The sequence below is a fragment of the Reyranella sp. genome, from assembly GCF_965279465.1.
GTDB lineage: Bacteria > Pseudomonadota > Alphaproteobacteria > Reyranellales > Reyranellaceae > Reyranella.
In genome coordinates this window covers 1,932,376-1,944,952 of sequence record NZ_OZ257242.1, presented here as the reverse complement: position 1 = coordinate 1,944,952, position 12,577 = coordinate 1,932,376, and the positions used below count along the sequence as shown (strand labels likewise).

Annotated in this window: 13 protein-coding genes; 1 reads left to right on the top strand and 12 read right to left on the bottom strand. The window is 66.3% G+C overall.

The window, feature by feature from the left end; all coding sequences use genetic code 11:
• Positions 1-1,092 carry an ABC transporter ATP-binding protein gene (locus ACQY8M_RS09510; protein ID WP_428671213.1) on the top strand — a complete coding sequence of 364 codons (1,092 nt, stop codon included), beginning with the start codon at positions 1-3 and terminating at the stop codon, positions 1,090-1,092.
• Between the two features lie 21 nt (positions 1,093-1,113).
• On the opposite strand, the gene ACQY8M_RS09505 is transcribed toward ACQY8M_RS09510, so the two are convergent.
• The 12 genes from ACQY8M_RS09505 to deoA all read right to left on the bottom strand — a co-directional run bounded on the left by ACQY8M_RS09505 (position 1,114) and on the right by deoA (position 12,577).
• Positions 1,114-2,232 (bottom strand): LLM class flavin-dependent oxidoreductase, encoded by a 1,119-nt coding sequence (locus tag ACQY8M_RS09505; protein WP_428671211.1) that lies wholly within the window; start codon positions 2,230-2,232, stop codon positions 1,114-1,116.
• A 22-nt stretch (positions 2,233-2,254) separates the two neighbouring features.
• Positions 2,255-2,770, bottom strand: coding sequence for an SDR family NAD(P)-dependent oxidoreductase (locus tag ACQY8M_RS09500; protein WP_428671209.1), 516 nt, complete (start codon positions 2,768-2,770; stop codon positions 2,255-2,257).
• A 165-nt stretch (positions 2,771-2,935) separates the two neighbouring features.
• Positions 2,936-3,574: a 3-isopropylmalate dehydratase small subunit gene (leuD, locus tag ACQY8M_RS09495; RefSeq protein WP_428671207.1), complete on the bottom strand. Its 639-nt coding sequence runs from the start codon at positions 3,572-3,574 to the stop codon at positions 2,936-2,938.
• Complete coding sequence (gene leuC / locus ACQY8M_RS09490) at positions 3,574-4,980, bottom strand: 3-isopropylmalate dehydratase large subunit (RefSeq protein ID WP_428671205.1); 1,407 nt, start codon at positions 4,978-4,980, stop codon at positions 3,574-3,576. Before leuC ends, leuD begins: the two co-directional genes overlap by 1 nt.
• Before the next feature lie 8 nt (positions 4,981-4,988).
• On the bottom strand, positions 4,989-5,846 hold the full coding sequence (locus tag ACQY8M_RS09485; protein WP_428671203.1) for an isocitrate lyase/PEP mutase family protein: 858 nt from the start codon (positions 5,844-5,846) through the stop codon (positions 4,989-4,991).
• A 21-nt stretch (positions 5,847-5,867) separates the two neighbouring features.
• Positions 5,868-6,296 carry a GlcG/HbpS family heme-binding protein gene (locus ACQY8M_RS09480; protein WP_428671201.1) on the bottom strand — a complete coding sequence of 143 codons (429 nt, stop codon included), beginning with the start codon at positions 6,294-6,296 and terminating at the stop codon, positions 5,868-5,870.
• A 30-nt stretch (positions 6,297-6,326) separates the two neighbouring features.
• The gene (locus ACQY8M_RS09475; protein WP_428671199.1) at positions 6,327-7,136 is read right to left on the bottom strand and encodes an IclR family transcriptional regulator; all 810 of its coding nucleotides are present in this window, start codon (positions 7,134-7,136) and stop codon (positions 6,327-6,329) included.
• A 106-nt stretch (positions 7,137-7,242) separates the two neighbouring features.
• On the bottom strand, positions 7,243-8,448 hold the full coding sequence (locus ACQY8M_RS09470) for an ABC transporter substrate-binding protein (protein ID WP_428671197.1): 1,206 nt from the start codon (positions 8,446-8,448) through the stop codon (positions 7,243-7,245).
• Positions 8,449-8,656: 208 nt separating this feature from the next.
• Positions 8,657-9,508: a 5'-nucleotidase, lipoprotein e(P4) family gene (locus ACQY8M_RS09465; protein WP_428671194.1), complete on the bottom strand. Its 852-nt coding sequence runs from the start codon at positions 9,506-9,508 to the stop codon at positions 8,657-8,659.
• Positions 9,505-10,464, bottom strand: a complete 960-nt coding sequence (gene add, locus ACQY8M_RS09460; protein ID WP_428671192.1) for an adenosine deaminase — start codon at positions 10,462-10,464, stop codon at positions 9,505-9,507. Before add ends, ACQY8M_RS09465 begins: the two co-directional genes overlap by 4 nt.
• Positions 10,461-11,258 carry a phytanoyl-CoA dioxygenase family protein gene (locus ACQY8M_RS09455; RefSeq protein ID WP_428671189.1) on the bottom strand — a complete coding sequence of 266 codons (798 nt, stop codon included), beginning with the start codon at positions 11,256-11,258 and terminating at the stop codon, positions 10,461-10,463. Before ACQY8M_RS09455 ends, add begins: the two co-directional genes overlap by 4 nt.
• Entirely contained in the window at positions 11,255-12,577 is a 1,323-nt protein-coding gene (gene deoA / locus ACQY8M_RS09450) for a thymidine phosphorylase (protein ID WP_428671186.1), read from the bottom strand. Before deoA ends, ACQY8M_RS09455 begins: the two co-directional genes overlap by 4 nt.

Here is a 12,577-nt window from a genome sequence, read left to right as displayed (position 1 = left end):
ATGGCCGAGGTCAGCCTGCACAAGCTGAACAAGAAGTTCGACACCACGCATGTGGTGAAGGACGTCGATCTGCAGATCCGCGACAAGGAGTTCATGGTCTTCGTCGGCCCCTCGGGCTGCGGCAAGACCACGACCTTGCGCATGATCGCCGGCCTCGAGGCGATCACCGCCGGTGAGATCCGGATCGGCAACACCGTGGTGAACGAGGTCCCGCCGATGGACCGCGACATCGCCATGGTGTTCCAGAACTACGCGCTCTATCCGCACATGAGCGTCGCCTCGAACATGGCGTTCGGGCTGAAGATGCGGAAGTTCGAGAAGGGCGAGATCGAGAAGCGGATCAAGAATGCCGCCGCCATCCTCGGAATCGAGCAGCTGCTGCATCGCAAGCCGCGGCAGCTCTCGGGCGGCCAGCGCCAGCGCGTCGCCCTCGGCCGCGCCATCGTGCGCGACCCGGCGGTTTTCCTGTTCGACGAGCCGCTCAGCAACCTCGACGCCAAGCTGCGCGTACAGATGCGGGTCGAGCTGAAGAAGCTGCACGAGCGGCTGGCCGTAACCTCGGTCTACGTCACCCACGACCAGGTCGAGGCGATGACCCTGGGCGACCGCGTGGTGGTGATGAAGGACGGCGTGGTCCAGCAGGTCGGCGAGCCGCTCGAGCTTTACAACACGCCGGCCAACCGCTTCGTCGCCGGCTTCATCGGTTCGCCCGCCATGAACTTCGCCGACGTGACCCTGGCGGAAAACGGCGGCCATCCTGTCGCCGAGGCCCCGGGCCTGCGCATCGTCCTGCCTGACGCGCTGGCGGCGCGGGCCCGAGCAAAGGTCGGCCGCAAGGCCACGCTCGGCATCCGGCCGGAAGACATCCACCTCGCCGGCGCGGCCGACTCGGCGGACCACTGCTTCGAGGCCAGCGTCGAAGTCGTCGAGCAGCTCGGCTCGGAGATCCTGCTCGACACGAGGGTCGGCGCCGCGACGATCGTGGCCAGCGTCGACCCGATGGTGAAAGTCCGTTCGCACGACAAGCTCAAGCTGGCGCTAAATCCCGCCCGCCTGCACCTGTTCGATGCGGAAAGCGAAGCCGCGATTTAGGTTCGATCCTCCAGCCTGCCTTCAATGACGCAGGCCGGCCTGCTTCATCAGCGGCAAGACGCGATCGCAGAAATATTCGAGTTCCGCGTGATAGTCCTCGAAGTAGAGGACGACGCCGTGCAGACCGCGGCGCGAGTAGTCCGCAAGCTGGTCGACGATCTGCTCGGGCGTGCCGACGATGGGATGAGTTCCATAGCCGGCGCAGAAGCGCTTCACACGATCCTCGAAACCGTGCGTGAACGACTGGCTCTGCACGCCCAGCACTGAGAGCATCCGCCTCGCCGCTTCCCAATCGCCGTGCTCGAGAATGCGTGCGTAGGCGGCGCGCGCCTCGTCCTCGGTATCGCGACAGATGATCAGGGCGGAGCACATGAGGCCGACGTCCCGATCGTACTTCTCGTCGGCGATCTTGCTGACCGAGAGCAACCGGTCGATGTCCTCGGGCTTCGATACCGACCCGAAGCTGATGTCGATGTGCTTGGCGGTGAATTCCATCCCGGCCGGCGAGGTGCCCGCATTGATCAGGACCGGCCCCGGCTTCTGGACCGGCTTCGGCTCGGCTTCCAGGCCGGCGAGATCGAAATAACTGCTCTTGAAGTCGAAGCTGCCCGGCTCGGTCCAAAGCTTCTTGACCACCGTGATCCATTCCTCGCCATAGCGATAGCGGTCGTCGTGCTCGCGCAGGTCGACGCCGAACATCTTCATCTCGTCGGCAAACCAGCCCATCAGGACGTTGAGGCCGAACCGTCCGTTCGAGACATGATCGATCGTGACCGCCTGCTTGGCAGCGATCACCGGATGGCTGAGCGAGACGTGCGAGGTCGCAAAGCACGTGATGTTCTGGGTCATTGCCGCCATCGCGGCCGCCCACGTATAGACCTCGAAGGTGCTGCCATTGTGATTCGACGGCCCGCCCTGGCCCTTGTATCGACCCAGCGGTAGTGCGATTTCCATGCCGACGCGATCGGCGAGCTGGATGACCTTGCGGTTGTAGTCCCATGTCATCTGGTCGCCCTTGGGCAGGGTCGTGATGACATTTCCGCCGCTGCAGTTCAGCGCAAAGATGCCGAGCTTGAGCTTCTGGTCGTTGAAGACGGGGACGTGGCGTCGTCGATAGTCACGCAGCTCTTCGCGGTTCATGATGCTTCCCCTCTTTCTCCGCTCACGCCGAGCGACCGCCGTCGATCAGGTACTCGGCAGCGGTCACGTAGGACGAGTCGTCGCTCGCCAGGAACAACGCCAGGTGGACGATCTCGTCCGGCGTCGCCGCACGCTGCAGCGGCCGGCTGCGGCTGAGCGAGGTCCAGGCCCCCTGCTGCTGGTCGGCCGGCAGGCCGCTGAAGAAGTTCTTCGGCATGTTGGTGTCGACCAGACCGGGCAGGATGGCATTGACTCGAATTCCGGGAGCGAGCTCGATCGCCGCCACCTTGGTCAGCATCAGGACGCCCGCCTTGGACGAGCTGTAGGCTGCCATGTTCGGAAGCGCCCGCACGCCGCCGCCCGACGACACGTTGACGATAGAGCCCTTGCCCGAGGTCATCAGCGGCGCGAAGGCCTTGATCATCAGGAAAGTCGCCCGTGTGTTCACCGCATGCAGCCGATCCCATTCCTCGATGCTGGTCTGCAGCAGCGGCTTGCCGAGGATGATGCCCGCATTGTTGTAGAGGATGTCGACCACGCCCCATTGCCGCCGTGCCGCCTTCGCCCGGGAGGTCGGAACCGATCACCTCGGCGCCCGCTTCGCAGAATAGGCGGCACGCCGCACGGCCCATGCCGCCGGTCGCGCCGGTGATCACCGCCCGCTTGCCCGTGAGGCGGCCGCGTACGGTCGGATAATCAGGGGTCATCGTGAGCCTTTCTTCGTGGCGCTCTGGAAGAGCCAGGGGCGTCGCGTGCGATAGGAGGCCGCGAAGCGCCGGATCTCCGGGAGGTCCTGCAAGGTGGTCTGGATATCGTCGAGCCCGAGCAGCAGGCGGCGCTTGCGGCCCGGCTCGATCTCGAAGCCATGGATCGCGCCATCGGTCGCGGTCCAGCTCTGGGCCTCGAGATCTACGACGAGATGGGCGCCCGGCGAGGCCTGAAGGGCGCAGCGCTCGGCTTGAAGCACCGTCGGGGCGGCCCTTACCAGCAACAGCCCGTGCTTGACGGCATTGTTGTAGAAGATGTCGCCGAAGCTCTCGGCAATGACGCACCGGATGTCGCAGTCGACGAGCGCCCATACTGCCTGCTCGCGGCTGGAGCCGACACCGAAATTGCGATCGGCGACCAAAATTCCGGCCGACCGAAAGGCCGGCTGGTTCAGCACGAAATCGGGCCGTTCGCGCCTCTCCCCGTCGAAGCGCAGATCGTGGAAGAGGATATCGCCATAGCCTTCCGACCGCGGCCGCCGCAGGAAACGGACGGGCGCCAGCTGATCGGTATCGACGTTCTGCCAGTCGATCGGCGCCGCGACAGCGGACAGGCTGCGGAAGGGTTGCGGCATCAGCCCGCTCTCGCGACGTCGCGAACGTCGACGATCCGTCCGGCCAACGCCGCGGCCGCGGCCATTGCCGGGCTCATCAGATGCGTGCGGGCGCCGCGGCCCTGCCGTCCCGGAAAATTCCGATTCGAGGTCGATGCGCAGCGCTTGCCAGCCCGCACCAGGTCACCATTCATCCCGCAGCACATCGAGCAGCCGGACTCGCGCCATTCGAAGCCGGCTTCCTTGAATATACGATCGAGGCCTTCCGCCTCCGCCGCGCGCTTCACCAGGGTCGAACCCGGCGAGACGATGGCGGGGACGACCGTCCGGCCGCGGCGAGCTACCTCGGCGGCGGCACGCAGGTCCTCGATACGCGCGTTGGTGCATGAGCCGATGAACACCTGATCGATCGGCAGGCCCGCGAGCGGCGTGCCCGGTGCCAGCCCCATATAGTCGAGCGAGCGGGCGATGACCTCGCGACGCGACGCGTGGACGTCCGACAGTTGCGGCACGGCCCCGGTGACCGGCACGGCCTCCTCCGGCGTGGTGCCCCAGGTGACCATCGGCGCGATCTCGGCGGCATCGATCGCGACCTCGGCATCGAACTGAGCGCCCTCGTCGGACGGCAGCGACTTCCAATAATCGAGCGCCGCCTCCCAATCGGCCGGCGCCGGCGCATAAGGCCGTCCGCGCAGATATTGGAAAGTGCTGGCGTCGGGCGCCACCATGCCAGCACGTGCACCCGCTTCGATCGCCATGTTGCACAGGGTGAGACGGCCTTCGACCGACAAGGCCCGCACCGTGCTTCCGGCAAACTCGAGGACGTGACCTGCCGCGCCATTCACTCCGAGCCGGGCGATAACGAACAGCGCGAGGTCCTTGGCGGTGACGCTCGTGCCCAGCTCGCCCTCGATCGTCACACGCATGGTCTTCGGCTTGCGCTGCCACAGGGTCTGCGTCGCCAGCACATGCGCGACTTCCGACGCGCCGATGCCGAAGGCCAGCGCGCCCAGTGCGCCGTGGGTCGAGGTGTGGCTGTCGCCGCAGACCATCAGCAGGCCCGGCTGGGTGAGACCCTGCTCGGGACCGACCACATGCACGATGCCCTGGCGCGGATCGCCCAGATCGAAGAGCTGAAAGCCATGCCGGCGTGCGTTGGCCTGCAGGGTGGTCACCGCCGCGAGCTGGGCCGGATCCCCGATGTCCGCCAAGTCATGACTGACGGTCGGCGTGCCGTGATCCGGAGTCGCGAAGACCTGATCGGGATAGAGCACCGACTGGCCCTTTTCGTCGAGGAAGCGAAAGGGATGCATCGAGCCGTCATGCGCGAGGTGCCGACCAACGAACAGCAGGGTCTGGCCGTCGGCATCCTCGAGGATCGCGTGGTCGCTCCAGATCTTCTCGAACAGGGAGCGAGGACCGAGCACTGCCTGCGTCACCGGTAACGGTCCCGCAGCGCGTCCCACTCGTCGGCGCCGACCCGACGGAAACCTTCCTCGAGGCCGACCTCGCCCGGCAGGGTCGGATGCCTTCCCAGCCGCTTGGCGTCGGCGAGCACCTGGTCGCCGATGCCGTAGACCGTCTTCAGCAGGATGCTGGGCAGGATGACGATCCGGTAGCCCATGCGCTCAGCCTCGTCGAACGCGATGTCCGGCGTCTTGCCGCGATAAACGATGTTCAACAGGCACGGCCCGTTCACTGCGCGCGGGACCGCCGCCATTTCCTCCAACGTCTGCGGCGCTTCGACGAAGGCCACATCGGCGCCGGCCTCGAGCGCTGCGTTGGCGCGGCGGATCGCCTCCTCCAGCCCGAGCGAGGCTCGGCTATCGGTCCGCGCGATGATGACGAAATCGGCCGTCCGACGGGCGGCGGCGGCGGCGCGGACCTTGGGGATGTACTCGTCGAGCGGGATGATGCTCTTGTTGTTGAGATGGCCGCACTTTTTGGGGAAATCCTGATCCTCGATGTGCAGGGCGGCTACGCCCGCCGCCTCATAGGCCCGCACGGTGCGCGTCACGTTCAGCTCGTTGCCGAAGCCGGTATCGGCATCCGCGATCAGCGGCAGCTTGATCGCGCCGGCGATGCGAGCCGCGTTGGCCGCCATCTCCGACATCGTCACCAGCCCGTAATCCGGATAACCGAGCGAGGCGGCGGTTCCCGAGCCCGTCATGTAGCAAGCGGGAAAACCCGCCATCTCGATCGTGCGCGCCGTTATGCAGTCGTAGGCACCCGGTGCGATGACGAGTTCGTCGCTCGACAGCAATCGGCGGAGTTCCTGGGCAGCATGGGACATTGGGTTACTCGCTCGAGGGTGTCAGGGGACAGGCGCGCCGATGGCCGCCAGGGCCGCACGGGCGCATTCCATGTCCTGCATGTAATGACCGCCGCTGAGACCGATGGAGCCGACCACGGCTCCTTCCTCGCGGATCGGGAAGCCGCCGCCGAAAACCGTAAGCCGCGGCGTATGCACGATGCCATGCAGCAACGGCGGATCGTTCTTGATGAACTCGAACCAGGCATGCGTCGCCATGCCGGTGACGGCGCTGGTATAGGCCTTGTCCTGCGCGATCGACGCCGACAGGGTCGAGGCGCCGTCCATCCGATGGAAGTGCTTGAGCACCCCGGATTCGTCGCAGATTGCGATCGACATCCGCAGCTTCATCTCGACCGCCTTCGCCGCCGCCGCCTCGACGGCCTTCACGGCCGTGGCAATGTCGATACTTCTCTTCACGAAACTGGACATGAACTCTTCCTGACTTGCCTTGCTTGAACGTCAGCCCATCCGGTTCGCCAGCTTGGCGTTGCCCAGCGAGGCGTCCTGGATCTCGGCGGCAGTGGCCTTCACCAGCCGGCCGACCCGCTCCACGTCCCGCAGGGTCGTGCGAGACGCAGGGATGCAGACGGAGATGGCGATGTTGCCGAGTCCCAGCGAGTTCAGCACCGGCGCGGCGGCGCACCAGACGTGGTTGAACCGCTCGCCGCGGCTGATCGCGAAGCCGCGGCGGCGCGCCTCGACGAGATCGCGCTCCAGGCTATCCACCGTGGTGAGCGTGCTCTCGGTGTGCCGGGTCAGCGGCTGATCGAGGAACAGCTCGGCGATCTCGGCCGCCGGCCGGGTCGATAGCATCGTTTTGCCCAACGCGCTCGCATGGGCATCGATCCGCATGCCGACGCGGGTCGGCACGCGCGCCGAACTGCCAGCGGGAACACGGCCGCGGATGACGATCTGAACACCGTCGAAGGCGGCGATATGCACGGTCTCGCCCAGCCGGGCCGCGAGGCCCTGCAAGCGCGGCTGGGCCAGTCGCACCAGGCTGCGCAGGTATGTCTCCCGGTGCGCCAGACGATACAGGCGCGTGCCCAATGCGTACCGCGTGGTTTCGGTGTCCTTGCTGACATAGCCGAGGCGCACCATGATCGACAGCATTCGATAGGCCGTCGGCGCCGCCATTCCGCAACGCCGTGCAATGTCCGCCAGGCGCATATGGTAGGGCGAGCGCCCGAGCACCTCCATGATCGCGAACACGCGGTCGATCGATTGGTTCTGGTACGGAACCTCTTTGGTCGGGCGCTTCGCAGGCATGCCGAGGACGCTGTCCGGAAAAGGAGCGGGCTCGAGACCCGGCGCGCGTGGGAGGGTCACTCCCCCGCTGCGCCAAGTGATGTCATTGCCTCGAAGCATGACGTGCTCAGGGCTTGGAGACCAGCGGGCAGCCGCCTTTGTCCATCGGGCGGAACGCCTGATCGCCGGGGATGACCTTGACCACGTCGTAAAGATCCCACTCACCCTTGGGTTCTGTCGGCTTGCGGGAGCGGACGAGATACATGTCGTGAACCATGCGTCCGTCGGCCCGAACGTAACCATGGGGCGTAAAGGCGTCCTTGAACGGCCCGGACTTCATCTGGGCGATGACCTTGCCCGCGTCATCGGTGTTCGTCTTGTCGATGGCCCGCAGGTAATTCAGCACGGCCGAGTAGGAACCGGCCTGTGCCTGTGCCGGCGGCACCTTGCGCTTCTCGATGAAGCGCTTGGCGAACGCGCGGCTCTCATCGTTGAGATCCCAGTAAAACGCCTCGGTGTGGAGCATGCCTTGCACGGTATCGAGGCCGATCGCCTTGATGTCGGACAGCGCAACGGCAAGCGCGGCGATCTTCGTACCGCCGGCGAGGATGCCGAACTCCTTCGCCTGCTTCATGACCTGCACGAAGTCGCGGCCTGAATTGGCGACGGCGATGACCTTCGCCCCGGAAGCCTGCGCCTGCAGCAGGTAGGACGAGAAATCCGCCGTGTTGCTGGGATGCTTGATGCTGCCGAGCACCTTGCCGCCGCGCGCCGTGATCACGGCGGTAGCGTCGGCTTCGGCCGACTTGCCGAAGGCATAGTCGATGGCGATGAAGAACCAGGTGTCGAGCCCCTGGTCCATCAGCGCCGTCGCCGTCGCGGTCGCGGTCGCAAAGGTGTCGTACGTCCAGTGGATGCCGTTCGGCGAGCAGGCCTTGCCGGTAAGGTCCGCCGTGCCTGGACCGGAAAAGAGGGCCACCTTGTTGCGCTCGCGCGCCACGTCCTGAACCGCGAGCGCAACGGCAGAGCTCGCGAGGTCGACCACGACATCGACGCCTTCGCTGTCGAACCAGCGCCGCGCAATGGTCGCGCCGACATCGGCCTTGTTCTGATGGTCGGCGCTGACCAGCTCGATCTTGGTGCCTGCGACCGCGCCCTTGAAATCCTCGATCGCGAGTTCCGCACCGGCCACCGATCCCCGGCCGGTCTGGTCGCTGAAAGGTCCCGACATATCCGTGAGGACGCCGATCTTCACGACGTTGTCGGACATCTGGGCCGCCGCCGGAGTCGCAAGAGCGAACAAGGCGAGCGCGCCACAAGTCAACCGTCTCATGTTTCCCCTCCAAATGGCTTGCTTGACTGCAAGCTATCAGGAAGGCGCGAAAACAAAGATTGGCTGGCTCCCTCCATTACCGAGGGTGAAATGAATTCGAATCAAGCTATTGCAGCACGGACCCTGAATGGATCGTCCACTCGCGCTTCAATTGATGCGCGAAACGCGCGGAGACAGGGGAATGCCGCCCGCCACGACGCGCACGGCCCTAAGGTTTCGGCCCTGCCCAGCCTTCAAGCGCATCCCACTTGGCCTTGCGCTGTTCCTCGCGCGACTTCTTGAAGTCGTGGCCGAACGGCGCACTCTCGAAGCTGCCGTAGGTCGGGTTGGCTAGCACCAGCCATTCGCGGCCCCAGCGCTCCTTGTTCTCGTCGAACGCCTTCTCGCGCTCCGCCTCGCTGAGCCGATAGCGGTCGTCGAAGTCGCCGAAATTATCGCCGAAGTTCAGCAGCAGGCGATAGTCCTTGGTGATCGCTGCGCGCCGCGTGCTCTTGGCGCTGCCCCAGTCCTTCTGCTTGCCCTGCATCAGGAAGGTGTCGACGTTACCGCCCATCGGGAAACCGAGCTTCTCCATGTTGGCCCGCGTGTCCTTCTCGGTCTCCACGCCGCGGCCGGTGAGATAGAAGACCTTCACGCCCTTCGAGTCAGCGAACTTCGTGAACTCGACGGCCCCCGGGACTGCGCGCGAGATCTGCGCCGCGCAGAACTCGTTCCAGGTCTTGAGGCCGAAGGTCTGGTTGTTCTTCAGCAGCCAGACCTCGTAGGGCGAGTTGTCCAGGACCGTCTCATCGACGTCGAGTACGACAGCCGGCGGCAGGTTCGCGAAGTCGCCCTTCTGCTCAGCCGGCGCCGCGGTCCAGCTCTTGTCGGCCAATGCCTGCTCGAGGCGGATCTTCGCCAGGGCATAGACCGTGAGCGCGTTGCCCTTGTACTCGACCGAGCGCTGGTTCCACAGCGTGGCCAGCAGCATGTCGTGAGGCGTCGGCTCCTGCGCGACGGCCGTTCCTGCACCGAGCACGAGCGCGACGGCACCGAGCGCCAGAATCCTGCTTGCGATCATGACTGCACCCCCTTCAACAGTTTCGCCTTGGTCGCATCGTCGGCGAACGACGCCTCGATCGCCGTCCGCGTAATCGTACGCAACACTGACTCGCCCAGCCCTGCCTCGTCGTATTCCGTCCCGAGCGTGGTATGGAAAAAAGGCGGATCGTCCGAGCCGAGCGTGACCCGCACCCCACCCGCGATCAAGCGCGCCAGAGGATGCGCGGCCCGGTTGGGATAGAGGCCGAGGGCGACGTTGCTCCCCGGGCAGACTTCGAGCGCGATGGCGCGCCGGGCCAGCTCCTCGACAAGCGCCGGATCCTCGATCGAGCGCACGCCATGGCCGATGCGGGTCACCGGCAGGTCGCGGATGGCCGCCCATACGCTCTGCGGTCCCACCACTTCACCGGCATGGATGGTGCAGCCCAGACCGTTTTCGTGGGCGAGCCGATAGGCCGGCGCGAAATCGGCCGGCGCAAACCTCGCCTCGTCACCGCCCATGCCGAGAGCCACGACATAGGGGTGCGGCTCGGCGATCACTTGTTGCGCCAGGGCGAGCGCGCGCTCGGGCCCGAGATGACGGATGCAGATGCCGATGATCCGGGCCTCGATTCCGAAGTCGCGGCGCGCCCGGTCGATCGCATCGACCAGCGCGCCGAGCCAGGCGGCGTAGGGGATGCCCAGCGACTTCGGTCGCTCGGGCGAGCAGAACATCTCGACGTAGACCGCGCCCTGGGCCGCCGTGCGCTGGAGGTAGGAATAGAGGATGTCGCCGAAATCACGCGGCGTTCGCAGCACGCCGCAGACCCGATCGTAGGCGTCGAGGAAGCTCAGAAAATCGCGCCAGATGTAGTGGCCGTCGGCTCCGAACAGATTGGCCGGCAGCTCGAGGCCGTTACGCGCCGCGAGCTCGCGCGCCAGCTCAGGGGGGACAGAGCCTTCGAGATGGCAGTGAAGTTCGGCCTTGGGAATCACGTAAATCCTCGTATCGGGAAGTCGGCTCGTTGCAACCAGTTGTCCAAGCCGTACGACGCGCACCCGTCGATCAGATGCAGCGTATAGGCATGACGCGGCCGAGACGAGCGGTTGGCGCTGCTGGCGTGCGGCAACAGGCCATGCAGCACGACCAGGGAGCCGCGTCGCACCTCGATGGGCACCGGCTCGACCGCCGGCCATGGCGTAGCGTCCAGCTCTTCGGTGACCATTGCATCGCCCGACCGGCGGAAGCGTTTGCGCAGGGGACCGCCATGAGCGCCCGGGAGGGCGATCAGGCAGCCGTTCTCCCGATCGGCGTCGTCCAGGGCGATCCAGAAGCCGGTCACGCTGACGGGCGTCGTGTGCAGGTACGTCGCATCCTGATGCCAGCCCACTTCGCCGCCGATACCGGGATGCTTGAAGATGTACATCGATTGCAGCAGCAGCGGCTGCACCATACCGATCTCCCGCGCGAGCGCGGCAAGCGCGGGCTGGCGCGAAAAGCGGCCGAACACCGGGTCGAGGTCGTGCAGCGCATGGCCGATCTTGTTCAGCTGATCGGGCGCCTCCTCCTCGAAGAAGAAGCGGATGTCGCCGCCCGACTCCAGGAAGTACCGGTCGCGCGCATGGCCGTGGTCGACGGTGGAGAAGATCGTGCGTGTGGGACCCGGATCGAAGCCCGCCACCAGCTCGGCGGCGCGTGCCTGCAGGGCGTCGCAGTCGGCGGCGGACAGGAAGTCCGGCAGCACCAGGAAGCCGTCGCGCTCGTAGGACGAAAGCTGGGCCGCGTTCATTCGACGATCCGGTCGATCACGACCGGCCGGGATGGCGGCGCAGGCTCGCCGATGCGAATCGCCTTGCGCAGCCGGGCGATCGCCTCGTCGGCATCGGCGTCGGTCGCGGCATGGACGAGGCAGAGCGGGCTGCCGGTGCGGACCTGGGTGCCGATATCGATGAACTCGGTGAAGCCGACCGAAGGATCGATCGCGTCGTCGGCGTGGCTGCGGCCACCGCCCAGGCCCACCACCGCGATACCGACCTCGCGCGCATTCATGCCGATGACATGGCCCGGCCGCGTCGCCGTACAGGACCTGACCACCGGTGCTCGCGTCAGATAGCGGCCCGGATGCTCGAGCACGTCGTCGGGCCCGCCCAACGCCGCGACCATGCGGGCGAATTTCTCCGCCGCGCGACCGTCCTCCAGCGCCGCTTCGGCGCGTACGCGGCCTGCCGCGACGCTCGGTGCCAGATCGCCCAGCGCCAGCATCTCGCTGGCAAGCGCCATGACGACTTCATGTAGGCGCGGATCGCGCGCGCCCTCGCCGGTAAGGTAGGCGACGGTCTCCGTGACCTCGAGCGCGTTGCCGACATTGCGGCCCAGCACCTGGTCCATGTCGGTGATCAGCGCCGTGGTCGACAGCCCCGCCTGGTTGGCGACGGCAACCAGGCTTTCGGCGAGGTCGCGCGCCATCGCCTCGGTGTCGCAGAAAGCGCCCGAGCCGCATTTCACGTCCATCACCAGCCCGTCGAGGCCGGCCGCGATCTTCTTGGACAGGATCGAGCTCACGATCAGCGGGACCGATTCCACGGTCGCGGTGACATCGCGCACGCCGTAGAGCCGGCGGTCGGCGGGCGCGAGATCGTCGGTCTGCCCGATGATGGCGCAGCCGACCTCGCGCACGACCCGGCGGAAGGTCGCCACGTCGGGCTGTACGTCGTAGCCCGAGATCGACGACAGCTTGTCGAGCGTGCCGCCGGTGTGGCCCAGCCCGCGGCCGGAGATCATGGGCACGAAGGCGCCGCACGCCGCCACGATCGGCGCCAGCATCAGGCTCACCTTGTCGCCGACCCCGCCGCTCGAATGCTTGTCGATGATCGGGCCGGGCAGGTCGAGGTCGGTCCAGTCGAGAGTGATGCCGGAGCGCACGAGGCCCAGGGTCAGGGCCACCCGTTCGGTCGTGCTCATCCCGCGAAAGAACACCGCCATGGCAAAGGCGGCGACCTGGCCCTCGCTCAGGCTGTTGTCGGTGATGCCGCGCGCAATGAAGGCGATCTCCTCGCCCGACAGTTCCTGTCCGTCACGCTTCTTGCGGATGATCTCCTGCGGCAGCAT

What these genes read in the sequence shown, in the direction of transcription:
- deoA (WP_428671186.1), bottom strand. Translation starts at nt 12,577, where the DNA reads ATGCTGCCGCAGGAGATCATCCGCAAGAAGCGTGACGGACAGGAACTG.
- ACQY8M_RS09485 (WP_428671203.1), bottom strand. Translation starts at nt 5,846, where the DNA reads ATGTCCCATGCTGCCCAGGAACTCCGCCGATTGCTGTCGAGCGACGAA.
- leuD (WP_428671207.1), bottom strand. Translation starts at nt 3,574, where the DNA reads ATGCCGCAACCCTTCCGCAGCCTGTCCGCTGTCGCGGCGCCGATCGAC.
- ACQY8M_RS09475 (WP_428671199.1), bottom strand. Translation starts at nt 7,136, where the DNA reads ATGCCTGCGAAGCGCCCGACCAAAGAGGTTCCGTACCAGAACCAATCG.
- ACQY8M_RS09470 (WP_428671197.1), bottom strand. Translation starts at nt 8,448, where the DNA reads ATGAGACGGTTGACTTGTGGCGCGCTCGCCTTGTTCGCTCTTGCGACT.
- ACQY8M_RS09465 (WP_428671194.1), bottom strand. Translation starts at nt 9,508, where the DNA reads ATGATCGCAAGCAGGATTCTGGCGCTCGGTGCCGTCGCGCTCGTGCTC.
- ACQY8M_RS09480 (WP_428671201.1), bottom strand. Translation starts at nt 6,296, where the DNA reads ATGTCCAGTTTCGTGAAGAGAAGTATCGACATTGCCACGGCCGTGAAG.
- ACQY8M_RS09455 (WP_428671189.1), bottom strand. Translation starts at nt 11,258, where the DNA reads ATGAACGCGGCCCAGCTTTCGTCCTACGAGCGCGACGGCTTCCTGGTG.
- ACQY8M_RS09505 (WP_428671211.1), bottom strand. Translation starts at nt 2,232, where the DNA reads ATGAACCGCGAAGAGCTGCGTGACTATCGACGACGCCACGTCCCCGTC.
- ACQY8M_RS09510 (WP_428671213.1), top strand. Translation starts at nt 1, where the DNA reads ATGGCCGAGGTCAGCCTGCACAAGCTGAACAAGAAGTTCGACACCACG.